The following is a 23,940-nucleotide window of genomic DNA, read 5'->3' as shown; positions in this document are numbered from 1 at the left end:
GCCCCCGCCGGGTCCCCTGCGAGAACCGGAGCCGCGCCCCATGGGTGAGCAGAGCAAGATCATCTTCCCCCAGGAGGTCCTGGCCGAGTACGCCGGCCTCGGCATCGACCTCACCACCCTGTTCTCCGCCGGGCACCTCGGCGCGCGCATGGGTCTGGAGGTCCTGGAGGCCTCTGCCGAGCGGGTCGTCGGCACCCTCCCCGTCGAGGGCAACACCCAGCCCTACGGCCTGCTGCACGGCGGCGCCTCCGCCGTCCTCGCCGAGACTCTCGGCTCCGTCGGCGCCATGCTCCACGGCGGCACCGGCAAGCTGGCCGTCGGCGTCGACCTGAACTGCACCCACCACCGGGGCGTTCGCTCCGGCCTCGTCACCGGAGTCGCCACCCCCGTCCACCGCGGCCGCACCACCGCCACCTACGAGACCGTCATCACCGACGAGGAGGGCCGGAGGGTCTGCAGCGCGCGGCTCACCTGCCTGCTCAAGGACGCCCCCGTCAGCTGACGCCGCGCGCCGCCGCCCCGGACCCTCCCGCCGGCCGGGGCGCCGGCACCCGGCACCGCACACCCCGCCGCGGCGGCCGTCCGGCTCCCGGCCCCGGCCGTCCGGCACCCCGCCCCCGGTGACGGCCGCTCCCCGCGCCGCGGACTCCCGGCCCCCACGCACCGTGTCCGAAACGTCCGGTCCGCTCACACCGTCGTAACACAGCGTGATATTCGTGCCCGCCGGTTTCCCGCCGGACCCGCCCGCACCCCACCCCACCGGCCCCTCCCCGGCGGCGCGCACGATATGCGGACCCCACCCCGGCGCCCCACCGCCCCACCCCACGGCCGAACTGCGGAATCACCCCTCCGGGCCGTCCGCTGCCCGAGCGGTCCCCACCGGCAGCCCCACACCCCGCACCGGCCCCGAAGACACACCGGGCATAACAAGAGCGTCACATCCTCTCCCGCCCTCTGCCGGGCCGTAGCTCATCCCCATATATTCACCGCCAGTTACCGCGCCGCCGGGTGCGACACCGCAATGCCCACCAAGCGCACTGCCCCCGCCCGGCAACGCACACGGCCCACTCAGGCGAGAAGGCCGCGCCAGGGGAAAGGACAGAACGTGCGTCAACGTTCCTTGCTCATCATCACCACCGCGGTCACCGCGGGGGCACTCACACTCACGGCCTGCGGTTCGCGCGACGACAGCGCGGGAGGCGGAGACGGCGGCAACACCACCGTCGTGATCGGCGTCGACGCCCCGCTCTCCGGCAAGCTCTCCGCCCTCGGCCAGGGCATCAAGAACTCCGCCGAACTGGCCATCAAGACCGCCAACAAGAACAAGGAAGTCGACGGCGTCACATTCAAGATGCTGGCGCTCGACGATGTCGCCCAGCCCGGCACCGGCCAGCAGAACGCCAACCGCGTCATCGACAACAAGCAGGCCATCGCCGCCATCGGCCCGCTGAACTCCAACGTCGCCCCGCCGATGCAGAAGGCGTTCGACAACGCCGACATGGCGCTCATATCCCCCGCCAACACCGCCCCCGAACTCACCCAGGGCAAGGACTGGCGCAGCGGCAAGAAGGTCCGCCCCTTCAAGACCTACTTCCGCACCTCCACCACGGACGCCGTACAGGGCCCCTACGCCGCCCAGTACATGTTCGAGGAGAAGAAGCTCAAGAAGGTCTTCGTCATCGACGACAAGAAGACCTACGGAGCCGGCCTCGCGGGCACCTTCAAGGACGAGTTCGTCAAGCTCGGCGGCAAGGTCGTCGGCACCGACCACGTCAACCCCGAGGACACCGACTTCTCCGCCATCGCCACCAAGGTCAGCAACTCCGACGCCGACTTCGTCTACTACGGCGGCGAGTACCCGGCCGGCGCCCCCCTCTCCGACCAGATCAAGAAGGCCGGAGCCAAGATCCCCGTCGTCGGCGGCGACGCGCTCTTCAGCGGCGAGTACATCAAGCTCGCCAAGAAGAACGCCGAAGGCGACTTCGCCAGCTCCGTCGGCGCCCCCCTCGAAACCCTCGACACCGCCAAGTCCTTCATGAAGGACTACGAGGCCGCCGGCTACGACCTGCCCTACGAGGCCTACGGCGGCTACGCCTACGACAGCGTCTGGGCGATCATCCAGGCCGTCAAGGCCGTCGCCGAGAACAACGACGGCAAGCTCCCCGAGGACATGGACAAGGCCCGCAGCGAAGTCGTCAAGGCCGTCCAGGACGTCTCCTTCGAAGGCGTCAGCGGCGCCGTCGCCTTCGACGAGTACGGCGACACCACCAACAAGCAGCTCTCCCTCTACGAGGTCAAGGACGGCGAGCACACCGTCGTCCAGACCGGCGAATACCAGGACTGACCCAGGGCACACCCGCCCGCCCGACGCTTCACCGCAGCTGCGCGGGGGCGCCACCAGCGCCCCCGCGCAGCCGTATCCACCACCCATACTCGGAGGCCCAGCGGTGCACGACCTGCCGCAGCAGCTTGCCAACGGCCTGATCCTCGGTGCGATGTACGGCTTGATCGCCATCGGGTACACCATGGTCTACGGCATAGTCCAGCTCATCAACTTCGCCCACGGCGAGATCTTCATGATCGGCGGATTCGGAGCCCTCACCGCCTGGCTCCTCCTCCCCGACGGCACCTCCATCGCCCTGGCCCTGCCACTCATGCTCCTCATGGGCATGATGGCCTCCGTCCTCGTCGGAGTGGGGGCGGAACGGTTCGCCTACCGCCCGCTGCGCGGCGGCCCCCGCCTGGCACCCCTCATCACCGCCATCGGCCTCTCCATCGCCCTCCAGCAGGCGATCTGGGCCTTCTACCCCGACGCCAAGAAGGCCCGCCCCTTCCCCCAGATCGGCGGCGGCCCCATCGACCTCGGGCCCTTCTCCGTCCAGCGCGGCGAACTCTTCCTCATCGCCGCAGCCCCCATCTGCATGATCACCCTGGCGCTCTTCGTCTCCAAGTCCCGCACCGGCCGCGCCATGCAGGCCACCTCGCAGGACCCCGACACCGCCAAGCTCATGGGCATCAACACCGACCGCATCATCGTCACCGCCTTCGCCATCGGCGCCGCCTTCGCGGCCATCGCCGCCATCGCCCACGGCCTCAAATACGGCCAGGTCGAATTCAAGATGGGCTTCATCGCCGGACTCAAAGCCTTCACCGCCGCCGTCCTCGGCGGCATCGGCAACATCTACGGCGCCATGATCGGCGGACTCGTCCTCGGCCTCTCCGAAGCCATGGCCACCGCCTACATCGAATTCATCCCCGGCATGGAACTCTTCGGCGGCGGCGCCTGGAAGGACGTATGGGCCTTCGTCCTCCTCATCCTCGTCCTGCTGCTACGGCCACAAGGCCTACTCGGCGAACGCGTCGCGGATCGGGCGTGATCACCATGACCACAGCGCAGACCACCCCGGAGACCACCGCCCCGGCCACCACCCGGGCGTCCTCCCCCTCCCCCCGGCGCCGCCCGCATCGGCACCGCCGCCGGGCGCCGCCCTCACCCTCGCGAGCACCTTCCTCGCCTGGACCTGGACCTCCGCCTTCCCCGGCAACCTCACCGTCACCGGCTACCCCGGCGGCCTCCAGGTCCTCACCCTCACCGGCTCCCTCCTCACCCTCCTCTTCCTCCTCTCCGGACACGGCATCCGCGGCCTCCGCTGGCTCACCCCCGGCGGCACCAACAGCCCCGTCCTCCTCCTCGCCCTCGGCACCCTCGCCACCACCTGGTATGCCGTCGCCGCCATCACCACCACCCTCGGCGGCCTCGTCAACCTGGAGCCCGGCGCCTGGATCGCCGCCCTCGCCTCCCTCCTCACCGCCGCAGCCGCCCTCGGCCTCCCCGCCGACACCCCGCGGCCCCGGCCAACCCACCGGAACCCCCTCCAGCGGCTCCGCCACGCCATGAAGGCACCCGCACCCGGCCGCGCCAAGGACCTCCCCTCCTGGGCCGAGATCCTCCTCATCGCCGCCGCCTTCGCGGTCCTTCTCCACGTCTTCACCTACGGCATCGCCACCGAGTACGGCGAACTCTTCGTCGGCTTCCTCCTCCTCACCGGCCTCGCCGTACCCGCCCTCTCCAAAGCCGGCCTCATCCGGCGCGTCAGCCGGCTCACCGCCCGGCACCGCAACATCTCCATCGCCGCCGCCTTCGTCGCCGCCGCCGCGTTCCCCTTCCTCCAGAGCGACAACCAGTTCACCTCCATCGCCGCGAACATCCTCATCTTCGCGACCGTCGCCCTCGGACTGAACGTCGTCGTCGGCCTCGCCGGCCTCCTCGACCTCGGCTACGTCGCCTTCCTCGGCGTCGGCGCCTACACCGCGGCCCTCGTCTCCGGCTCCCCCTTCTCCAGCATCGGCGTCCAATTCCCCTTCTGGGCCGCCGTCCTCACCGGAGCTTTCGTCTCCCTCGTCTTCGGCGTCCTCATCGGCGCCCCCACCCTCCGCCTCCGCGGCGACTACCTCGCCATCGTCACCCTCGGCTTCGGCGAGATCTTCCGCATCGGCATGCAGAACCTCGACGGCATCTCCGGACCCGCCATCACCAACGGCTCCACCGGCATCCCCCAGATCCCCGACCTCGAAATCCTCGGATTCAACTTCGGTGAGTCCCACAGCTTCCTCGGCTTCGACTTCACCCGGTCGGCCAACTACTTCTGGCTGATGCTGTTCTTCACCGTCATCGTCGTCTCCGTCTTCCGGCGCTCCGACTCCTCCCGGATCGGCCGCGCCTGGGTCGCCATCCGCGAAGACGAAACCGCCGCCCGCGCCATGGGCATCAACGCCTTCCGGTTCAAGCTCATCGCCTTCGCCCTCGGCGCCACCCTCGCCGGACTCGCCGGCACCGTCCAGGCACACGCCGTCTCCTCCATCGACCCCGAACAGTACAAATTCGTCGAAGCCGTACCGCCCAACTCCGCCTTCCTCCTCGCCGCCGTCATCCTCGGCGGCATGGGAACCGTCGGCGGACCCCTCATCGGCGCCGCGCTCCTCTTCCTCATCCCGGCGAAACTCCAGTTCATCGGCGAATACCAGCTCCTCTTCTTCGGACTCGCGCTCGTCCTCCTCATGCGCTTCCGCCCCGAGGGCCTCGTCGCCGACCGCAGAAAGCAACTGGAATTCCACGAGACCGGACAACTCGACGTGCCCGAAGCAGCAGCACTCGCGGACACCGACGGAAACGGCAGCACCGGCACCGGCACCGGCACGGGAAACAGCAACGGCAACGACACCCCACCCGGCGGCACCGCCGGCCTCGGCAAGGCGGAGGCCTGACGACATGACCACCGACACCACCACACCCGCCGCCCCACCCCGGCGCGGCCCCACCACTCAGAAGCCACCGGCGTCACCATGCGCTTCGGCGGCCTCACCGCCGTCGACAACGTCGCCCTCACCGTCAACAGCGGTGAGATCGTCGGCCTCATCGGCCCCAACGGCGCCGGCAAAACCACCTTCTTCAACTGCCTCACCGGCCTCTACATCCCCACCGAGGGAACCGTCGCCTACAAAGGCACCGTCCTCCCCCACCGCTCCCACCTCGTCACCCAGGCCGGCATCGCCCGCACCTTCCAGAACATCCGGCTCTTCCCCAACATGACCGTCCTGGAGAACGTCCTCGTCGGCCGCCACACCCGCACCAAAGAAGGACTCTTCTCCGCCCTCATCCGCGGCCCCCGCTTCAAAAAAGCCGAACGCGAATCCGAAGCACGGGCCATGGAACTCCTCGAATTCACCGGCCTCGCCGCCAAACGCGACCACCTCGCCCGCAACCTCCCCTACGGCGAACAACGCAAGCTCGAAATCGCCCGCGCCCTCGCCAGCGACCCCGGACTCCTCCTCCTCGACGAACCCACCGCCGGCATGAACCCCCAAGAGACGATGGCCACCCAGGAACTCGTCTTCGCCGTCCGCGACCAGGGCATCGCCGTCCTCGTCATCGAGCACGACATGCGGTTCATCTTCAACCTCTGCGACCGCGTCGCCGTTCTCGTCCAGGGCAAAAAACTCGTCGAAGGCACCCCCTCCGTCGTCCAGAGCGACGAACGCGTCGTCGCCGCCTACCTCGGCACCCCCTACGAAGACGCCCCCGGCGCCGAAGAAGCCGCCGAAGTCGCAGCAGCCGAAGCACACGCCGGACACACCCCCACCACCGCAGCGGACACCCCGCAGGCGGACACCGACACACCGGGAACCGGCACCACCGGCACCACGGACGGAGCCGGCACCAAGGGAGAAGAACAGGCATGACCGCACTGCTCGAAGTCGAGGACCTGCGGGTCGCCTACGGCAAGATCGAAGCCGTCAAGGGAATCTCCTTCAGCGTCGAGGCCGGCCAGATCGTCACCCTCATCGGCACCAACGGCGCCGGCAAAACCACGACGCTGCGCACCCTCTCCGGACTGATCAAGCCCCTCAGCGGCAAGATCATGTTCGACGGCAGGCCCCTCAACGGCATACCCGCCCACAAAATCGTCGAACTGGGACTCGCCCACTCCCCCGAGGGACGCCACATCTTCCCCCGGCTCACCATCGCGGAAAACCTCCAACTCGGAGCCTTCCTCCGCCGCGACCCCGCCGGCATCGCCAAAGACATCGAACGCGCCTACGAACGCTTCCCCATCCTCGGCGAACGCCGCAAACAGCCCGCCGGCACCCTCTCCGGCGGCGAACAGCAAATGCTCGCCATGGGCCGCGCCCTCATGTCCCAGCCCAAACTGCTCATGCTGGACGAACCCTCCATGGGCCTCTCCCCCATCATGATGCAGAAGATCATGGAAACCATCAGCGAACTCAAAGCACAGGGCACCACCATCCTGCTCGTCGAACAGAACGCCCAGGCAGCCCTTTCCCTCGCCGACCACGGCCACGTCATGGAAATCGGCAAGATCGTCCTCTCCGGCACCGGACAGGACCTCCTCGTCGACGAATCCGTCCGCAAGGCCTACCTCGGCGAGGACTGAACCCGCAGAACCCGCACCACACCCCGCACCACACACCGAAGGGGCCCGCGACCGAACCGGCCGCGGGCCCCTTCACCGTTCACCATCCCCCGCCCCCGCACGGCACACGGCCGCACGGACACACTCAACCCTCCTGCTGCTGCCGCCTCTTCTCCTCGGCGTCCTCGATGATCGCCTCCGCCACCTGCTGCATCGACAACCGGCGATCCATCGACGTCTTCTGAATCCACCGGAACGCCGCCGGCTCCGTCAGCCCGTACTGCGTCTGCAGAACACTCTTCGCCCGGTCCACCAGCTTCCGCGTCTCCAACCGCTGCGTCAGATCCGCGACCTCCGACTCCAGCGCCTTCAACTGCGTGAACCGCGACACCGCCATCTCGATCGCCGGCACCACATCGCTCTTGCTGAACGGCTTCACCAGATACGCCATCGCACCCGCGTCCCGCGCCCGCTCCACCAGCTCACGCTGCGAGAACGCCGTCAGCATCAGCACCGGCGCGATACTCTCCGCAGCGATCTGCTCCGCCGCCGAGATCCCGTCCAGCACCGGCATCTTCACATCGAGAATGACCAGATCAGGCCGGTGCTCACGGGCCAGCTCCACGGCCTTCTGCCCGTCCCCGGCCTCCCCCACGACCGAGTAGCCCTCTTCCTCCAGCATCTCCTTGAGATCCAGACGGATCAGAGCCTCGTCCTCGGCGATGACCACGCGGGTCGTCGTCGGGGGGACGTGCGACTGCTCGTCGGCAACGGGCTGCTCGGGCTCGGCGGCACTCACGGGTCTCCTCGTTCCAGGCAGGTAGTGCTCCCTGAGCCTACCTAGCTCCTGTATGGTTGGGTCACACAGGGCACCCTGCACCCTGCCTTTCGAAGGCCCCGGTACTCCAACTGGTCAGAGAGGCCGCTCTCAAACAGCGGACAGTGTGGGTTCGAATCCCACTCGGGGCACTCGCCTTCTTTTCCAAGGTCACGGCATTTCTGGCCGTTTCACCCTATGGAGTGAAAGGTTATCTGGAAGCGGGCTTTTGACCCGCAATAGCGCGCCACGATCGCACCCATGTACCCCCTGGATCGCCGAACGCGCGCCTTGACGCTCCTGCGCGCAGGCAGCAAGAACATCGACGTCTCGCGGCTCCTGCACGTTCCCCCCGGAACGGTCTCCTACTGGAAGCACATGGACCGGGTCAAGCGCAACGCGGTGCCGGAACGCCCTCGATGTCACCGGTGCGACAACTCCCCGCTGGACCGGCCGAACTATGCCTACTTGCTCGGGCTCTACCTGGGCGACGGTCACATCATTCAGTATTCCGGTCACCGGGTTCCAAGTCTCATGATCACCTGTTCTGACACATGGCCGGGCTTGATGGACGAGTGCGAGAACGCCCTGCGCACCGCATTCCCCCGGAACGCCGTGTGCAGGGTCCGCAAGAAGGGGGCTCATAACGTGAAGGTCTATTCCAAACATCTGTGGTGCCTCTTCCCGCAGCACGGTCCCGGCAGGAAACACAACCGCCTCATCGCCCTCGAACCGTGGCAGCAGGACATCGTCGATGCATATCCCTGGGATCTCCTGCGCGGGCTGGTGCATTCCGATGGGTGCCGGGTCACCAACTGGACCACCAAAGTCGTACGCGGCGAGCGGAAGCGGTACGAATACCCCCGATATTTCTTCGCCAACAAGTCCGACGACATCCGCCGGATCTACACCGGCACCCTGGACAAACTCGGGATCACCTGGACCCACTGCACCCGGGGCGGGAAACCCTTCAACATCTCCGTCGCCCGGCGGGCCGATGTGGCGCTCCTGGACGAGCACATCGGCCCGAAGCACTGAGCCGTCCCGCTGGTCGTCGCATCCGTCGCGGTCCTCGTCCTCTCCGAGGCCGCACCGCGCCGGGTCACGCCGTAGCGGCGGCGTCCTCGCCGATGCGGTGGACGCGGACCAGGTTCGTCGTGCCGGGGACTCCGGGCGGGGAGCCGGCGGTGATGACGACGATGTCGCCCTTCCGGCAGCGGCCGATGCGCAGCAGTTCCGCGTCCACCTGGGCGATCATCTCGTCGGTGGAGTGGGCTTCGGGGCTGAGGAAGGTTTCGACGCCCCAGGTGAGGCTGAGTTGGGCGCGGGTGGCGGGGTCGGGGGTGAAGGCGAGGAGGGGATGGGTGAGCGGTAGCGGGAGAGGCGGCGGGCGGTGTCGCCGGATTGAGTGCAGGCGACGAGGTGGGTGGCGCCGAGGAAGTCGCCGAGTTCGGCGGCGGCGCGGGCGACGGAGGCGGCTTGGGTGCGGGTTTGTGGGTGGTGACGAGGGTGGGAGGCCTTGGGCGAGGAGGTCTTCTTCGGCGGCTTCGATGATGCGGGACATGGTGCGGACGGTTTGGAAGGGGTATTTGCCGACGCTGGTTTCGCCGGAGAGCATGACGGCGTCGGTGCCGTCCATGACGGCGTTGGCGACGTCGCTGGCTTCGGCGCGGGTGGGGCGTGAGGCGTCGACCATGGAGTCGAGCATCTGGGTGGCGACGATGACGGGTTTGGCGTTGCGCCGGGTGAGTTTGACGGCGCGTTTCTGGACCATGGGGACGGTTTCGAGGGGCATTTCGACGCCGAGGTCGCCGCGGGCGACCATGATGCCGTCGAAGGCGGCGACGATTTCTTCGAGGTTGCGGACGGCCTGGGGTTTTTCGATTTTGGCGATGACGGGGAGGCGGCGGCCTTCTTCTTTCATGACGCGGTGGACGTCGTCGGCGTCGCGGGCGTTGCGGACGAAGGAGAGGGCGATGGCGTCGGCGCCGGTGCGGAGGGCCCAGCGGAGGTCTTCGATGTCTTTGGCGGAGAGGGCGGGGACGGAGACGGCGACTCCGGGGAGGTTGAGTCCTTTGTGGTCGGAGATGAGGCCGCCTTCGATGACGATGGTGTGGACGCGGGGTCCTTCGACGGTGGTGACTTCGAGGGTGACGCGGCCGTCGTCGACGAGGATGCGTTCGCCGCGGCTGACGTCGGCGGCGAGTCCGGTGTAGGTGGTGGAGCTGGTGTGGCGGTCGCCTTGGATGTTTTCGGTGGTGATGGTGAATTCGTCGCCGCGTTCGAGGAGGACGGGGCCTTCGCGGAAGCGGCCGAGGCGGATTTTGGGGCCTTGGAGGTCTGCGAGGATTCCGACGCTGCGTCCGGTTTCGTCGGCTGCTTTGCGGACGTGGTGGTAGCGGCTCTCGTGTTCGGCGTAGGTGCCGTGGCTGAGGTTGAGGCGGGCCACGTTCATTCCGGCGTCGATGAGTGCCTTGATCTGGTCGTACGAGTCCGTGGCGGGGCCCAGTGTGCAGACGATTTTCGCTCGGCGCATGGGGTCGACCTTATGACGTACCGGTGGGTAGCGATTTGGGTTGGGGTGACGGGCCGTCAAGCGTTGAGTGAAGGGCTGTTGACGGTTCGCTAAAAGTGCGGGGTAGCGCTCCGATGAGCGCTTTCGGGGCGGTCGCGGATCATCAGGAGGGCTTTTTTGCCGGGGAGGTCGAGTTCTCCGGCGGGGTGGAATCCGGCACGCCGGAAGGCGTGGACGGAGCGGGTGTTGCGGGTGTCGGGTTCGGCGAGGACGCGGGTGGCTCGGGGGTCGGTGGCGAGCTGGTGGTCGGAGACGGCGCGGATGAGGTGGGGGCCGAGGCCGCGGCGCGGTAGTGGTGGGCCGAGGGAGGAGGTGGAGGCCGGCGTCGTGGGGTCTTGCGGGGGTAGTGGCGGGCGAGGGTCGAGGTCGGCGCGGTAAAGCCAGTAGCTCATGGGGGTGTCGTCGAGGTGGCCGATGAGGGGTGGAGTGGCTGTCGGGGGTGAGGTTGTTCGAGGTGGGCGCGGACGGCGTGGGTGGGTTGGTGGAGTTCGGGCCAGTGGGGGCGGTGTCGGGGTCGTGGCGTGTGGAGGAGGGTGTGGGTGTCGGGGTCGACGGGGTGGAGGGTGGTGGGAGGCGGGTGGTGAGGAGGGTGGCGGCGGGTGTGGTGGGTGGTCACTGGTGGACCCTCCTTTCTGTCACCGGCGGGCCTCGGCGATGGGGTTGGGGATGTCGACGTAGACGGACTGGGCTTCGAGGGGCCGATGAGTTCGTCCATGCCGCGGATGCGGGTGAGGAGGTTGGCTTTGCAGCGGAGGGTGGGGGCTTCGCGGAGGGTGGTGGCGAGGGCGAGGCGGTCGCCGTGTTGGGCGGCGAGGGTGGCGAGGTGGCGGTCGGTGTCGGCGAGGAGGTCGGTTTCGTCGGCGAGGCCTTGGGAGCCGAGGGCGCCGATGGTGCCGAGGATGTTGTTGATGCCGATGTAGTAGCCGAGGCGTTCGTCGATGACGGTGTCGTCGACGTAGGTGCCGAGGTCGCGGCCGGCGCCGGGGATCCATTGGTGGAGGGCGTGGCTGCGGGCGGGTGAGAAGTAGTAGCCCTGGTTGTCGCGGTAGTGGCCGCCGGTGGGCCAGCCGTCGGTGTCGAGGGTGACGAGGGTGTTCTGCTGGTGGGCTTCGAGGCCGAGTCCGTAGGTGGCGTAGAGCCAGAGGAGGGGGGTGATGACGGTGTCGAGGTAGCGGGTGAACCAGGTGCGGGTGGTGCGGGGGTGCTCTGGCCGGTGCGGTGGGCGAGGTGCTGGATGTGGGTGGCGAGGCGGCTGCGGTGGTCGGGTTGAGTCAGGGCGTTCGGCGAGGAGTCCGGCGAGGCAACCGGTGGTGGTGCGGTGGGTGCAGGGTGGGGTGGGGTGCCGGTGCGGAAGGGTTGTCGCGGATGACGGCGTCGAGGCCGGTGGGGGTGGTGGCGCCGGGGTGTCGACGGCGAGCCAGGCAGGGTCGCGGACGATGTGGAAGTGGGGGGGGTGGTGTGGAGGGCGTGTGCGAGGCCGGCGTCGAGGAGGCGGTGGACGGCGAGGCCGCGGCGGAGTTCAGTGCGGTTGTTCTCGCGGCGTGAGTTGGTGATGCGGATGCCGAGGAGGAGTTTGAGCATGACGGGGGCGTCGGCGCGGTAGAGGTGCGGACGGATGAGGTGGGGGTCAGTTGGGGCCGGAGGGCCGAGGTCGTGGAGGTGTCCGTCGTCGAGGAGGGCGCGGACGGCGGGGCGGTGGAGGAGGTCCTGGGCCACCAAAGGTGGGCAGGGACGAGGCTGGTGCCGGGGGTGTGGTGGGGTGGCCGGCGAGTTCGGCGAGGAGGTTCCGGAGGGCGGTCGAGGGCGGTGTCGCTGAGAACAACGGGGTCGGCGGCGAACCAGTGGAGAAGTGTCCGTGGGCTTCGGGTGAGTAGCGGGCGGCTTCGTTGTCGCTGGAGTCCTTCGCGGCTTTTGGGGTGGGGTGGAAGAGTGGCCGGTGACGAGGGCTTGTTCGGCGTCGATGAAGGGTGGCAGGGGTGTGGGTGGTGTGGGGCGGGTGCGGAGGAATTGTTCGATGCGGTGGGCGGAGTCGGTGACGCGGCTGGTGAGGTCGGTGACGGAGCTGGGGTCTCCGGCGGCGATCTCGATGCCGAGGAGGGAGGCGATGAGGGGCGGGCGCTGGTGCCGGTGCGGAGGCGTGCGCGGCCGAAGCGGTGGTGGCCGGTGGGTGACCAGTGGATGACGGGGTTTCGAGAGTGACGCCGGAGGCGGGAGGCGGAGGCGGAGGATGCCGTCGGTGGGTCTGGGGGTGCCGGTTTCGCGGATCCAGCAGCGGAGGAGGTTGCCGGTGGTGATGGCGTCGGCGATGGCCGCGGGGTCGCCGGGCCGGTGGTGTCCGGTGGCGGCGCGGGCGGGAAGCGTCATGCTCATCGGTTCTCTTTCTGTCCGGAGGCCGCTGCGCCGGCCGGGCCGCCGGTGCCCGGGTGGGGCCGGTGGTCCGCGGTGGGTGGTGCGGTCGGGCCTGGTCAGTGTGGGGGTGGTCCGGGTGTGGCGTCGGGGACGTCGCACCGTCGGTGAGAAGTCGGTGGCTGCCGCTGTGTGTGTGGGGGCGGGGCAGGTGGGTCAGGGGTGGTGTGGGCGATGCTGTCGGCCAGGGTCTCCAGGTCGGTGGTGCGGGTGTCGGGGTGGAGCAGGGTGGCTTTGAGCCAGAGCCGGACGCGGCCGTCGGTGTCCTGGGCGCGGGCGCGGCCGATGACGGCGCGTCCGGCGGTGAGGAGGCGGCGGCGGACGTCGGCGACGTGTGCGTCTCCGGCTTCTTCGCCTTCGGTCGCGGCGAGTTCGTCGGCGGCGGTGGGGCGGAGCAGGACGGTGCTGATGCCGATGGGGCCGGGGCGGCGGCGGAGTGCGGGGTGCCGGTCGGTGATGGCGGCGAGTTGTTCGGCTGAGGTGACGCAGTGTTCGACGAGCTGGGCGAGGCCGGTGCGGCCGAGGGCGCGGAGGGTGACGGCGATTTTGAAGGCGTCGGGGCGGCGGGTGGTGCGGATGGAGCGGCCGAGGAGGTCGGGGAGGCCGGCTTCGGTGTCGTCGTCGGCGTTGAGGTAGTCGGTCTGGTGGGTGAGGGGTTCGAGTTCGGTGGTGTCGCGGACGGCGAGGAGTCCGGCGGCGACGGGCTGCCAGCCGAGTTTGTGCAGGTCGAGGGTGACGCTGATGGCGTTGTCGATGCCGTCGAGGCGGTGGCGGAGGGTGTCGCTGAAGAGGAGGGGGCCTCCGTAGGCGGCGTCGATGTGGAGTTCGGCGCCGTAGGTGGTGGCGATGCGGGCGAGTTGGGGCAGGGGGTCGATGAGTCCTTCGTCGGTGGTGCCGGCGGTGGCGATGACGAGGGCGGGTCCCGCGGTGGTGGCGAGTGCGCGGTCGAGGGCCGCGGGGATGACGCGGCCGGCGTGGCAGGCGACGGTGACGGGGGTGGGGAGGCCGAGGAGCCATGCGGCGCGGTGGATGCTGTGGTGGGCGTTGGTTCCGCAGACGACCTGGACGGTGCGGGCGCCGGCGGCGCGGGCGCGTTCGCGGGCGAGGAGGAGGGCGACGAGGTTGGATTCGGTGCCGCCGCTGGTGACGAGGGCGTCGGGTTGGGGCTGCGGGGTGGACGAGGGCGGCGAGGGAGCGGGTGATGCCGGTTTCGAGAGCGGTGGCGGCGGGGCCTGGTCCCAGGAGTCCATGGAGGGTTGAGGGCGGTGGCGGCGAGGTCGGCGGCCCGGCGACGGCGAGTGGGGGCAGTGGAGGTGGGCGGCGCAGTGGGGGTCGGCAGGGTCGGCGCGCCCGGCGAGGGTGGACGAGGGTCTGGAGGGCTTCGTGGGGGCCGGTGCCGTGTTCGGGGAGGGTCGAGGGTGGGCGGAGCCGGTCGGTGACGATTTGGGGCCCGGCGAGGGGCCGCCGCGGGCGTGGCTGCCGGTGCGGAGGGCGTCGAGGACGGGTGGAGGAGGGGCTCGAGGGGTGGGGCGGTGGGCGGTGGGGGCGGCGTCCGGGGTGCGGTGGGGGCGTTCGCGGGCGCGGGGCGTTCGTTGCGGGCGTCGTTCCGCGGCGTGGCGCGGTCGTCGGCCGGTGGCGGTGTGGCGGGGCCGGTGCGGTGCGGGGGCGGAGGCGCCGAGCGACATGGAGGAGCCCTTTGGTCGAGGTATGGAGGCACACGAACCAGTGGGGTACCCCGGTCTCGGGCGGGGTGTGCCTCATACTCCTCTACACGCTTCCCGGTCGTACCGGGTTCATCGCAGGACCGAGCAGAACGGGCCAACTCCCATAAAATCGCAGTGTGTTGAGTTGTGATTACGGAGTGCGTGGCGTTTCGATACGAGGGTGATGGAGCGGGTGCCGTGTTGACGGGGCCGTGGTGCGGGGTGCCGGCCGGCGGCGGGCGGGTCGCGTGTCCGGGGGTGCGGTGGGATGGCGGGGTGCGGGTGCCGTGGCGCCGGGGATGCGGGATCCGGGTGGTGGGGTACGTACGGGGCGTTCCGGGCCGGTGGTCCGGCGGGCGGTGGTGCCGGTGGTGCCGTCCGGGCGTGAAAGGGGCGGAGCTGGGTACCTCTGCGGTGCGTCTCGCCCTGTCCCGTCCGTTCCCCCGTCCTGGCCCCGATGTGCCGGTCCCCGGCTGTGACCGCAGCCGTACCGTCCCCGTCTCCCCGTTCCGCAGGAGTGCCCGTTGATGACTGATCCCGGGTATCCGTCCGGCGACGCCGAGTACCGTCCGCTGCCCGGCGAGGAACTGCTGCACGCGATGTTCTACGGGCTGGACGCCGGGGTCTGGGTGATGGATTCCGGCGGGCGCATCCTGGTGGTGAATCCGCGGGGCGCGGAGATCGTCCGGATGCCGCCGGAGCGGTTCATCGGTGCGGACGCGCACGATCTGCTGCACCGGGAGGCGGACGGCAGTCAGCAGCCGCGTTCCCGGTGCCCGCTGCTGGCGGCGATGGCGGAGGGTCTGCCGACGAGGACGCAGGGTGCCTGGTTCCGGCGCGGTGACGGTTCGCTGCTGCGGGTGGGGTGGCTGCTGGCCCCGTATCTGGTGGAGGGTGAGCAGGCCGGCGCGGTGGTGACGTTCTTCGACCTCTCCGCGCAGGAGGAGGAGGCGCGGCGCCGGGACGCCCATCTGGCGGCGCTGCGCACGCGCGCGGAGCGGTTGTCGCTGGTGTCGGAGGTGACGACGGTCCTGACCTCGACGCTGGATGTGCGGGAGGCGCTGCGGCGGCTGGTGCGGCTGGTGGCGCCCCGGCTGGCGGACTGGGCGGTGGTGGATCTGCTGGGTGAGCAGGAGGAGGTGCTGCGGGTCGCGGTGGTGCACCACGAGGACGGCCGGCATGTGAACGTCACGGAGCTGGAGGGGCGGCTGCCGGATCAGCTGTCGTGGGATTCGCGCTCGCCGCTGCAGCGGGTGCTGCGGGGTGCTCCGTCGCTGATCGCCGGCCCCGAGGACTATGCCGGTGTGCCGGATTCGGCCATTCAGCGGGTGCAGGGTGATCTGTTCCGTTTCACCGGGATCCACTCGGCGGTGATGGCCCCGCTGCGCGGCGGCCGGGGTGTGCTGGGAGCGTTGACGCTGGGCCGGGCGGATCAGGAGCAGCCGTTCGACCGGGAGGATCTGGAGCTGATCGACGACATCGCGCGGCGGGCCGGTCTGGCGGTGGACAACGCGCAGTTGTACGACCGGCAGCGGCGGGTGTCGGAGACGATGCAGCTGCATCTGCTGACGCCGCTGCCCCGGGTGGAGGGGCTGGAGATGGCGGCCCGGTATCTGCCGGCGCCGCAGGGTTCTCAGGTGGGCGGTGACTGGTACGACGCGTTCGTCATGCCGGACGGGGCGACGACGCTGGTGATCGGGGATGTGATCGGGCACGACCTGCAGGCGGCGGCGAGCATGTCGCAGGTGCGGAACATGCTGCGCGCGTTCGTCTGGGACCAGCGGGAGGTGCCGAGTCTGATCATCGACCGGCTGGACAGTGCGCTGGTGCACATCAGTGATGTGCCGATGGCGACTCTGGTGCTGTGCCGGCTGGAGGGCGGGGGCGGTGAGCCGTGGGTGGTGCGGTGGTCCAACGCCGGGCATCCGCCGCCGCTGGTGATCGAGCCGGACGGGGAGGCCCGTTTCCTGTGGGAGGGGCACGGCATGCTGCTGGGCACGGAGGCGAGTCCGCCGCGGGTGGACTCGGCGGTGACGCTGGCGCCGGACACCACGTTCGTGCTGTACACGGACGGGCTGGTGGAGGCTCCGGGGCAGTCGCTGGACACGGGTCTGGAGCGGCTGCGGGAGCGGGCGGCGGGCTGGCGGGGCGGCCGCTGGGCGAGTTCTGCGACCGGCTGCTGGTGGAGGTGGCGCCGGAGGGTCGGCGGACGACATCGCGCTGCTGGTGGTGCGGGTGCCGTAGCGGCGGGTGGTGCCGGTTGCCGGCGGTGCGGCGGCGCGGGCGGTGCCGGCGGCGCGGGCGGTGCGGCGGCGCGGGCGGTGCCGGCGGCGCGGGTGCGGGCGAGTGCGGGTGCGGGTGCGGGCGAGTGCGGGGTGGCCGAGGAGTGCCGGCCACCGCCGCCCCCACGGCCGCCTTTGCTTCTGCCTCCCCTGATCCCGCCGACGGCGTCGGCCGCCGGGCGCGGGTGCGTCGCGGGACCCGAGTGCGTCCCGGGGGTCGCTGCGGCGCGGCGGGGGTACGGCACCGGGCCCGGCCGGGCCGTGGGCCGCCCGGCCGGATCGCGGCTCGCGGGTAGTGGGCCCCGGGCGGGCGGCCGGGGCCGGGTCAGCCGGCGCCGGTGGTGTGACCGGTGGTGTGGATGGTTCGGGCGCGCAGGATGCGGGCCAGGTCGTCGAGTTGGTCGTCGAGTGTCCGGCGGAGGGCCGGGACGGGCTCGTCGCGGCGCAGGCATTCCCGGCCGAGGCGGAGGGTTTCCTCGTCGAGGGCGTGGGCGGGGTAGCCCTCGCGGCCGAGGATCGTGGCGATGGCGGGTCCGCGGCGGGCGGCGGCCGCGACGGCCGCGGGGTGGTAGCGGCGCACGTAGCCGGTGAGGAGGTCGCGCTGCTCGGGCTGCCAGAAGCCCTCGGCGGTGGCCTTGACGAACCGGTTGGACAGGTCGTCGGAGTCGAACAAAGCGTTCCAGGCCGTTTCCTTGGCGGCCGGGTCGGGGAGGGCCGCGCGGCAGCGGGCGGCGCCCTCCCGGCCGGTGGCGCCCGGGTCGTCGGCGAGTGCGGTGTCGATGTCGGCGGGTCCGGCGGCGCCGAGGACGGTGAGGCGCAGCAGCAGCCGCCAGCGGAGTTCGGGGTCGAGGGCTGGTCCGCCGGGGACGGTGCCGGCGGTGAGCCAGGCGCGGAGTTCGCCGGGGTCGGTGAGGTTGTCGAGGCAGCCGCGTGCGGCGGCGAGCCGGAGGCCGGGGTTGCCGCCGTCGGCGGTGCGGTCGAGCAGGTCGCGGCAGACGGCGGTGAGGCCGTCGAGGGCCTCGGGGCGGTCCGGCGGGGGCAGGTGCCGGTCGGCGATCTGGTGGCGGGCGAAACCGAGGACGCCCTGGACGATGGCGAGGTCGGTCTCGTACGGGAGGTGGGCGCGGACGGCGCGGAGGTAGCCGCCGGGGGCGAGTTCGCCGTCGCGGACCATGTCGCGGGCGGTGTTCCAGACGACGGCGCGGGTGATCGGGTCGGGGAGTCCGGAGAGGGCGCCGAGGGCGGTGTTCCAGGAGCGGGGGTCGAGGCGGATCTTGGCGTAGTCGAGGTCGTCCCGTTGAGGAGGACGAGTGGGGGCGGGGGCCGGGGAGGGTGCGGGGGGGCGTCGCCGTCGGCGGGGACGTCGGCGGTGAAGCGGTCGCGGAGGGTGAGGCGGCCGCCGGGGTGGTGGGTGGCGTCGGGGTGCGCGGCGGATGACCGTCGGGGTCACTGCCGCTGCCGCTGCCGCTGCCGTGGTCGTGCTCGTGGTCGTGCTCGTAGGTGGTGACGGTGACGCGGTGGGGGCGGGTGCCGGTGTGGCGCAGGGTGAGCCGCCAGGCGGGTTCCGCGGGGGCGGCGGTGCCGTCCTCGGCGGTCTCCGTGGTGACCTCGGCGGTGAGGGTGTCGACGCCGGTCGTGCGGAGCCAGCGGTCGGCCCAGCCGTGCACGTCCTCGGTGGAGGCGCTGGCGAGGGAGTCGAGGAAGTCGGCGAGGGTGGCGTTGCCGAACCGGTGCCGGGCGAAGTGGTCGTTGATGCCGGCGAGGAAGTCCTTCTCCCCGAGCCGGGCGACGAGTTGGCGGAGGGCGGAGGCACCCTTGGCGTAGGAGATGCCGTCGAAGTTGAGCAGTGCGGAGGCGGTGTCCGGGACGTCCTCGGGGGCGGGGCGACGGGTGGGTGGTGGGCCGCTGGTCGGCGTCGTAGCCCCAGCTCTTGTGGCCCGCGGCGTAGTCGGTCCAGGTGTCGCGGTAGCGGGTGGCCTCGGTGAGGGTCTGGAAGCCCATGTACTCGGCGAAGGACTCGTTGAGCCAGATGTCGTCCCACCACTGGAGGGTGACGAGGTCGCCGAACCACATGTGGGCCATCTCGTGGGCGATGACCATGGCGCGGGTCTGCCGCTCGGTGTCGGTGACGGCGGAGCGGTGGATGTGCTCGTCGCGGAAGGTGACCAGGCCGGGGTTCTCCATGGCCCCGTAGTTGAACTCCGGGACGAACGCCTGATCGTAGGAGTCGAAGGGGTACGGCTCCTCGAAGATCTCGTGGTAGCGGTCGAAGCAGCGGCGGGTGATGTCGAGGATCTCCACGGCGTCCCGGTCGAGGTGGGGCCCGAGGGAGCGGCGGACGTGCAGGCCGAAGGGGAGCCCGGCGTGTTCGGTGCGGACGGAGTGCCAGGGGCCGGCGGCGACGGCGAGGAGGTAGGTGCTGAGGGGCGGGTGGGGGCGGCCCGCCATCGGACGGACCCGGGGCGGGCGCGGAGCCGGGGCGGGCGCGGAGCCGGGGTCCGGCGGGGTTTCCGGCGGGTGCCGGGATGGGTTCTCCTGCGGCGGCCGGGGTGGGTTCCCCGGCGGCTGTCGGCGCGGGGTCCGCGGGTGTGGTGACGGCGTTGGAGAGGACGGTCCAGCCGGCGGGCGCGGTGACGGAGACGTCGAACAGGGCTTTGAGGTCGGGCTGGTCGAAGGCGGCGAAGACGCGACGGCAGTCGTGGAGGAAGCCCTGGGTGTAGACGTAGGTCTCGCCGTCGGCGGGGTCGGTGAAGCGGTGCATGCCCTCGCCGGTGCGGGTGTAGCGCATGTCGGCCTCGACGCGGAGTTCGTGCTCGCCGGCGGTGAGGCCGGTGAGCGGCAGCCGGTTGTCCCGGAGGAGCGCCGGGTCGAGGGCGTGCCCGTCGAGGAGGACGCGGCGCAGCCGGGCGGGTTCGACGTCGGCGAAGGTGTCTCCCGCGCTGGCGGCGGTGAAGCGGATGACGGTGGTGGAGCCGAACACGTCGTCGCCGCGGGTGAGATCGAGGTCGACGGTGTAGCGGTGGACGTCGAGGAGGCGGGCTCGGGTTCGCGCTTCGTCGCGCGTCAGTGCGGGCATGGCGCCATGCTGCCAAAGGGGCGGCGGTGCTGCCGGGAGGAGGGCGGCCCGGGCCGGGGCCGAGTGCGGGCGGGGCCGAGTGCGGGCGGGGCAGGGCCGGTTCGGGGTACGGGCGGGGTCGGCCGGGTACGGGCGAGACCGGTTCGGGGCCGGGTGCGGGTGCGGCCGGGTGCGGCCGGTTCGGGGTGCCGGGGCCGGGCCCTCCGGAGGGTCCTCCACCGTCTATTTACGGCCGCCTGCACCCGTGCCGAGATCAATGAACGGGGCCTGCGGCCACAAATACACGGCAGCGTGGAGGACCCCCCTCCTACGGTCCCGTCCCCTCCTGTCGCACCCCGGCTCTCCGCCGTCTCCCGGTGAATGGTGCGGGGCGAAGCCTGCCGTACCCCGGCTCTCCGCCGTCTCCCGGTGAATGGGTACGGGGCGAAGCCTGCTGCCGTACCCCGGCTCTCCGCCGTCTCCCGGTGAATGGGTGCGGGGCGAAGCCTGCCGTACCCCGGCTCTCCGCTGTCTCCGCGGTTGGGTCAGGAGCGGGCGATGGTTTCGTGGTGGCGGATCACCTCGGCGATGATGAAGTTGAGGAGCTTCTCCGCGAAGGCGGGGTCGAGCCGTGCGCTTTCGGCGAGTTGCCGCAGCCGGGTGATCTGGCGGGCCTCGCGGGCCGGGTCGGCCGGGGGGAGGCGGTGTTCGGCCTTGAGCCGGCCGACCTGCTGGGTGCATTTGAAGCGCTCGGCGAGCATGTGGACGACGGCGGCGTCGATGTTGTCGATGCTCTCCCGCAGCCGCTCCAGTTCCGCCCGGACGGACGGGTCGGCGTCGGTGGCGGTGTTCGGGGGCTGGTTCGTCATCGCGGAGCTCTCCGGTCACTCGTCACGGGCGGAACAGTGCGTCACCGTAACAGGGGCGACCGGCCGCCGCCGGGGGCGTCCATTGTGCGGAAAGACCCGGTCGGGGCGGTCCGGACGGTGTCCCGCCGTAGGGTGGGGGCGTGATGCCCGGGAGCGAGGTCGAGCGCGGTTATCCGCATCTGGAGACGGTACGGTCGGCGCTCACCGCGCTGTACCGGGCGCTGCCGCCGGAGGTGGTGCGGTCGTTCACGGCCAGTGTGCTGCCCGTGGAGGTGGGGTTCTCCGGGGAGGAGGACCTGCGCGCGGGTGTGGAGCGGGTCGCGCGGGTGATGGTGCGCCATCTGGGGCTGCCGGACGCCCGGGTGGTGGTCACCTTCCGGGAGATGGCGGACGCGGCGAACGTGGAGCTGGCGGCCGGTCCCGAGTACGACGTGGAGCTCCACACGCGGTTCGACCGGCACCGGCGGGACATCGGCGCGGCCCTGGCGCACGAGATCACCCATGTGTTCCTGCACCGGGCGGGGCTGTCCTTCCCCGGCACGGCGGCCAACGAGATCCTCACCGACACGGCGGCGGCGTACCTGGGGGTGGGCTGGCTGCTGCTCGACGCCTTCCGGCAGGACGCGCTGACCTCGCAGAAGCTGGGCTATCTGACGCCGGAGGAGTACGGCTACGTTCTCGCCAAGCGGGCGCTGGTCTTCGGGGAGGACCCCTCGCCGTGGTTCACCAGCCCGCAGGCGTACACCGTGTACACCGAAGGGATGGAGCGGGCCCGGGCCGACGAGCGGCAGCCGCCGCTGGCGGGCGCGAGCCGCTTCGCGCGGCTCCGGTACGGCCGGGCCCGCCGCGCCGCCTCGGAGCCGGGGGCGGCGGCGCCGCCCCCGCTGCCGGACGCCCCGTACGCGTTCGATGCCGGTCCGCCGCTACGGGTGGTTTTCCCCTGCCCGGTCTGCTGCCAGCGGCTCCGGGTGCCCGTCCGGGGGCCGGTGCGGGTGCGCTGCGGCCTCTGCCGGAGCGTTCTGGACTGCGACACCTGATCCGCCCTGTGTTCGGGTCCGGGCCGAAGGCGATCCCGCGGACTGCGTCATCTCGCCGGAGCAGGACGGTGGCCACGGCCGGAAACGGGGCACACGGTGCGTGGGCGCGGGACCACGGTACGGAGCCGAGTGGCCCGGGACGTGGGTCGATTCCGGAGCGGAGGGCCGGGCCCATCGGGGGCGCGTCCGCTCGGGAGGTGCGTTGCGGCCATCCGTGTTGTGATCGATGGGGAGGGTTTCGCATGGAACGGGGCCGAACGGGAGACCCGTAGAGATCCGGAAACGCCTGGAAGCAGAGAGGAAGCTCCGATATGGCAGCGAAGCAGAATCTGACGGTCCGCGACGTCATGACGGAGGGGGCCCAGTGCATCGGTGAGAGCCAGAACATGTCCGACGCCTCGCGCATGATGCGTGATCTCGGCGTCGGCAGCCTCCCCATCTGCGGGGAGGACGACCGGCTGAAGGGCATGATCACGGACCGTGACATCGTGATCAAGTGCTGTGCCGAGGGGAAGGACCTGAACCAGGTCCGTGCCGGGGAGCTCGCCGGGGAACTGTTCTGGGTCGATGTGGACGCGTCCATCAGCGAGGCGCTGGACGCGATGGAGCAGCACCAGATCAAGCGGATCCCCGTGATCGACACGGGCGCCGGCCACCGGCTGGTCGGCATCGTGACCGAGCACGATCTGGCCCGGAACATCAGCGACGAGATGCTCGCCGAGTTCGTCGAGAAGGTCTACGCCTGACCGTGCCCGCCGCGCCGCCCCGGTGCCCCGGCGTCAGCGCCCGGGCCCGGGGCGGTGACGTGCCGGGGCCCGGGGCGGAACCGTCGCGGCACCCGCCCCGGATCGGGTGGGGCGGGTGCCGCGGTTCGGGGCCGCCCGGCCGGGTGGCCGGACGGGGCGGGCCGGTGGCCGGTCAGCCGACGCAGCCGGGGACGCTGCCCAGCGGCGCGCAGTTGTCGGGCACGTTCCCGATGACCGAGCTGGTCAGGGCGGTCACCGCGCCGCCGGCCTCGTGGACGCCTCCCCCGCCGGCCGGGGCGGTGGCCGTGTTTCCGATGACCTTGCTGCGCGCGAGGGTGGCCGTGCCGGCCCGGTTGAAGAGGCCGCCACCGCGGACGGCGCGGTTGGCGTAGACCGTGCTGCCGCGGACCTGCAGGGTGGCGGCGTTGACGATGCCGCCACCGTCGGAGGTCGCGGAGTTCCCGTAGATCCGGGAGGAGTTGACGGTCGCGCTGCCCGCCACGTTGGCGAGGCCGCCGCCCGAGGAGGCCTTGTTGCCCAGGAGGACGGAGCTGTGGAGGCCGAGCGTGCCGGAGTTGTGGATGCCGCTCCCGGTGTTGCCGCGGACCACCGACCGGTACAGGGCGAGCCGGCCCGCGTTGCGGATGCCTCCGCCCTGGGCGGCCTCGCCACCGCGCACGGTGATCCGGTTCAGGGTGAGGCTGCCGCCCGGCACCACGTTCAGGATGCGGAAGACCTCGGCGGAGTCACGGCGGAGGGTGGCGCCGCCGACCGAACTGATCTGGACGTTGCCGGTGATCTCGGGCAGGGCGTCGTCCGCGTTCGCCGGGGTGTCGGGAGCGGTCAGGGTGTAGGTGCAGCCGGACGCCAGGAGGACGGGTCCGCCTCCCGCGTTGGCGTTGGTGACAGCGGCTTTCAGGGCGGCGATGTCGCCGCAGGGAACGAAGACCTGGGCACGGGCCTGGGTCTGCCCGGCGGGCAGCAGGGCAAGACAGAGCCCCAGGCCGGCGGCGGCGCCGATGCCGCCGCGTCGGATCGTGGCTTTCATGCGGGACGTCCCGTCCGGTCGTGGGTGTTCAGGGCAGGCCGCCGGCCACCCGCCGTGCCCGCCCCAGCAGCGGGACACGGCGGGTGATCCGCGGCGACTCTCCGAGAAGTACCGCCGGCTCCCGCGCCCCGCGACCGGGACGGTCCGCCCGGGTGACGGCCTCACCGGTGCGGGGGTACGGCGGTGTGCGCGGGCCGTCCCGCGCGTACCGCCGGAACGCCCGGTCCGTCCGTCACCGGATGTGCCGGGAAGCGCCCCCGTGTCCGACCGTCTGGAATCATCGGCCGGGTCACGGCTGAACAGGGGGCGGAGAGTGACGGATTCGGATTCCGCGCGGGGCACCGGCCGCCGGCGGGCGCTGCTGATCGGCGTCGGGGAGACCCGGGCCCTGCACCGGGACCCCGGTCTGGTCCGGTGGTGACGGCCGCTCCGCTTCCCTGCTGACCGAGCCGCCCGCCCGCTCCCCGCAC

15 protein-coding genes, 1 tRNA gene and 4 pseudogenes are annotated in these 23,940 nt (G+C 71.2%); 11 read left to right on the top strand and 9 right to left on the bottom strand.

The window, feature by feature from the left end:
- Window positions 1-40: 40 nt before the first annotated feature.
- From E4N63_RS25145 to E4N63_RS25120, 6 genes are all read left to right on the top strand, one after another.
- Window positions 41-502 (top strand): PaaI family thioesterase, encoded by a 462-nt coding sequence (locus E4N63_RS25145; protein WP_230241748.1) that lies wholly within the window; start codon window positions 41-43, stop codon window positions 500-502.
- A 603-nt stretch (window positions 503-1,105) separates the two neighbouring features.
- Window positions 1,106-2,344, top strand: a complete 1,239-nt coding sequence (locus tag E4N63_RS25140; protein WP_125627052.1) for a branched-chain amino acid ABC transporter substrate-binding protein — start codon at window positions 1,106-1,108, stop codon at window positions 2,342-2,344.
- 103 nt (window positions 2,345-2,447) lie between these two features.
- Complete coding sequence (locus tag E4N63_RS25135; RefSeq protein WP_043463194.1) at window positions 2,448-3,377, top strand: branched-chain amino acid ABC transporter permease; 930 nt, start codon at window positions 2,448-2,450, stop codon at window positions 3,375-3,377.
- A complete protein-coding gene (locus E4N63_RS25130) occupies window positions 3,367-5,265 on the top strand; it encodes a branched-chain amino acid ABC transporter permease (protein WP_374112889.1) in 1,899 nt (632 codons plus the stop codon). Before E4N63_RS25135 ends, E4N63_RS25130 begins: the two co-directional genes overlap by 11 nt.
- A 78-nt stretch (window positions 5,266-5,343) precedes the next feature.
- Window positions 5,344-6,240, top strand: a complete 897-nt coding sequence (locus E4N63_RS25125; RefSeq protein WP_230241747.1) for an ABC transporter ATP-binding protein — start codon at window positions 5,344-5,346, stop codon at window positions 6,238-6,240.
- A complete protein-coding gene (locus tag E4N63_RS25120; protein ID WP_125626970.1) occupies window positions 6,237-6,953 on the top strand; it encodes an ABC transporter ATP-binding protein in 717 nt (238 codons plus the stop codon). Before E4N63_RS25125 ends, E4N63_RS25120 begins: the two co-directional genes overlap by 4 nt.
- 124 nt (window positions 6,954-7,077) lie before the next feature.
- Here the strand turns inward: E4N63_RS25120 and E4N63_RS25115 are convergent, their stop codons facing one another.
- Entirely contained in the window at window positions 7,078-7,731 is a 654-nt protein-coding gene (locus tag E4N63_RS25115; protein ID WP_125626969.1) for an ANTAR domain-containing response regulator, read from the bottom strand.
- A 95-nt stretch (window positions 7,732-7,826) separates the two neighbouring features.
- On the opposite strand from E4N63_RS25115, the gene E4N63_RS25110 reads away from it, so the two are divergent.
- Both E4N63_RS25110 and E4N63_RS25105 read left to right on the top strand, forming a co-directional pair.
- Window positions 7,827-7,901 (top strand) — tRNA-Leu (locus tag E4N63_RS25110).
- Between the two features lie 109 nt (window positions 7,902-8,010).
- Window positions 8,011-8,787 (top strand): helix-turn-helix domain-containing protein, encoded by a 777-nt coding sequence (locus E4N63_RS25105; RefSeq protein WP_230241746.1) that lies wholly within the window; start codon window positions 8,011-8,013, stop codon window positions 8,785-8,787.
- Window positions 8,788-8,851: 64 nt separating this feature from the next.
- Here the strand turns inward: E4N63_RS25105 and pyk are convergent.
- The 5 genes and pseudogenes from pyk to E4N63_RS25080 all read right to left on the bottom strand — a co-directional run bounded on the left by pyk (window position 8,852) and on the right by E4N63_RS25080 (window position 13,980).
- Window positions 8,852-10,285: pseudogene (gene pyk, locus E4N63_RS25100) on the bottom strand (pyruvate kinase).
- Window positions 10,286-10,374: 89 nt separating this feature from the next.
- Window positions 10,375-10,716 carry a GNAT family N-acetyltransferase gene (locus tag E4N63_RS25095; protein ID WP_230241745.1) on the bottom strand — a complete coding sequence of 114 codons (342 nt, stop codon included), beginning with the start codon at window positions 10,714-10,716 and terminating at the stop codon, window positions 10,375-10,377.
- A complete protein-coding gene (locus tag E4N63_RS25090) occupies window positions 10,713-11,480 on the bottom strand; it encodes an IucA/IucC family C-terminal-domain containing protein (RefSeq protein WP_230242644.1) in 768 nt (255 codons plus the stop codon). Before E4N63_RS25090 ends, E4N63_RS25095 begins: the two co-directional genes overlap by 4 nt.
- Window positions 11,481-11,845: 365 nt before the next feature.
- Window positions 11,846-12,688: pseudogene (locus E4N63_RS30795) on the bottom strand (siderophore biosynthesis protein); the annotation flags it as partial.
- A 101-nt stretch (window positions 12,689-12,789) separates the two neighbouring features.
- Entirely contained in the window at window positions 12,790-13,980 is a 1,191-nt protein-coding gene (locus E4N63_RS25080) for an aminotransferase class V-fold PLP-dependent enzyme (protein WP_308188743.1), read from the bottom strand.
- A gap of 980 nt (window positions 13,981-14,960) precedes the next feature.
- Here E4N63_RS25080 and E4N63_RS25075 point away from each other — a divergent pair.
- Window positions 14,961-16,502: pseudogene (locus E4N63_RS25075) on the top strand (SpoIIE family protein phosphatase); the annotation flags it as partial.
- A gap of 538 nt (window positions 16,503-17,040) precedes the next feature.
- On the opposite strand, the pseudogene pepN reads toward E4N63_RS25075, so the two are convergent.
- Window positions 17,041-19,791: pseudogene (gene pepN / locus E4N63_RS25070) on the bottom strand (aminopeptidase N).
- A gap of 524 nt (window positions 19,792-20,315) precedes the next feature.
- Window positions 20,316-20,639: a chorismate mutase gene (locus E4N63_RS25060; RefSeq protein WP_125623917.1), complete on the bottom strand. Its 324-nt coding sequence runs from the start codon at window positions 20,637-20,639 to the stop codon at window positions 20,316-20,318.
- A gap of 143 nt (window positions 20,640-20,782) precedes the next feature.
- On the opposite strand from E4N63_RS25060, the gene E4N63_RS25055 reads away from it, so the two are divergent.
- On the top strand, window positions 20,783-21,676 hold the full coding sequence (locus E4N63_RS25055; RefSeq protein WP_230242641.1) for a tautomerase family protein: 894 nt from the start codon (window positions 20,783-20,785) through the stop codon (window positions 21,674-21,676).
- A gap of 311 nt (window positions 21,677-21,987) precedes the next feature.
- Complete coding sequence (locus tag E4N63_RS25050; protein WP_125623918.1) at window positions 21,988-22,422, top strand: CBS domain-containing protein; 435 nt, start codon at window positions 21,988-21,990, stop codon at window positions 22,420-22,422.
- Window positions 22,423-22,594: 172 nt separating this feature from the next.
- Here the strand turns inward: E4N63_RS25050 and E4N63_RS25045 are convergent, their stop codons facing one another.
- Entirely contained in the window at window positions 22,595-23,470 is an 876-nt protein-coding gene (locus tag E4N63_RS25045) for a hypothetical protein (RefSeq protein ID WP_230241744.1), read from the bottom strand.
- Window positions 23,471-23,940 lie beyond the last annotated feature (470 nt).

The organism is Streptomyces sp. MNU89 (assembly GCF_020982505.1).
GTDB lineage: Bacteria > Actinomycetota > Actinomycetes > Streptomycetales > Streptomycetaceae > Streptomyces > Streptomyces xinghaiensis.
The sequence above is the reverse complement of the archived record's forward strand: the minus strand, read 5'-3'. Positions and strand labels throughout refer to the sequence as shown.

What these genes read in the sequence shown, in the direction of transcription:
- E4N63_RS25095 (WP_230241745.1), bottom strand. Translation starts at nt 10,716, where the DNA reads ATGAGCTACTGGCTTTACCGCGCCGACCTCGACCCTCGCCCGCCACTA.
- E4N63_RS25105 (WP_230241746.1), top strand. Translation starts at nt 8,011, where the DNA reads ATGTACCCCCTGGATCGCCGAACGCGCGCCTTGACGCTCCTGCGCGCA.
- E4N63_RS25120 (WP_125626970.1), top strand. Translation starts at nt 6,237, where the DNA reads ATGACCGCACTGCTCGAAGTCGAGGACCTGCGGGTCGCCTACGGCAAG.
- E4N63_RS25080 (WP_308188743.1), bottom strand. Translation starts at nt 13,980, where the DNA reads ATGGACTCCTGGGACCAGGCCCCGCCGCCACCGCTCTCGAAACCGGCA.
- E4N63_RS25055 (WP_230242641.1), top strand. Translation starts at nt 20,783, where the DNA reads ATGCCCGGGAGCGAGGTCGAGCGCGGTTATCCGCATCTGGAGACGGTA.
- E4N63_RS25060 (WP_125623917.1), bottom strand. Translation starts at nt 20,639, where the DNA reads ATGACGAACCAGCCCCCGAACACCGCCACCGACGCCGACCCGTCCGTC.
- E4N63_RS25145 (WP_230241748.1), top strand. Translation starts at nt 41, where the DNA reads ATGGGTGAGCAGAGCAAGATCATCTTCCCCCAGGAGGTCCTGGCCGAG.
- E4N63_RS25125 (WP_230241747.1), top strand. Translation starts at nt 5,344, where the DNA reads ATGCGCTTCGGCGGCCTCACCGCCGTCGACAACGTCGCCCTCACCGTC.
- E4N63_RS25050 (WP_125623918.1), top strand. Translation starts at nt 21,988, where the DNA reads ATGGCAGCGAAGCAGAATCTGACGGTCCGCGACGTCATGACGGAGGGG.
- E4N63_RS25045 (WP_230241744.1), bottom strand. Translation starts at nt 23,470, where the DNA reads ATGAAAGCCACGATCCGACGCGGCGGCATCGGCGCCGCCGCCGGCCTG.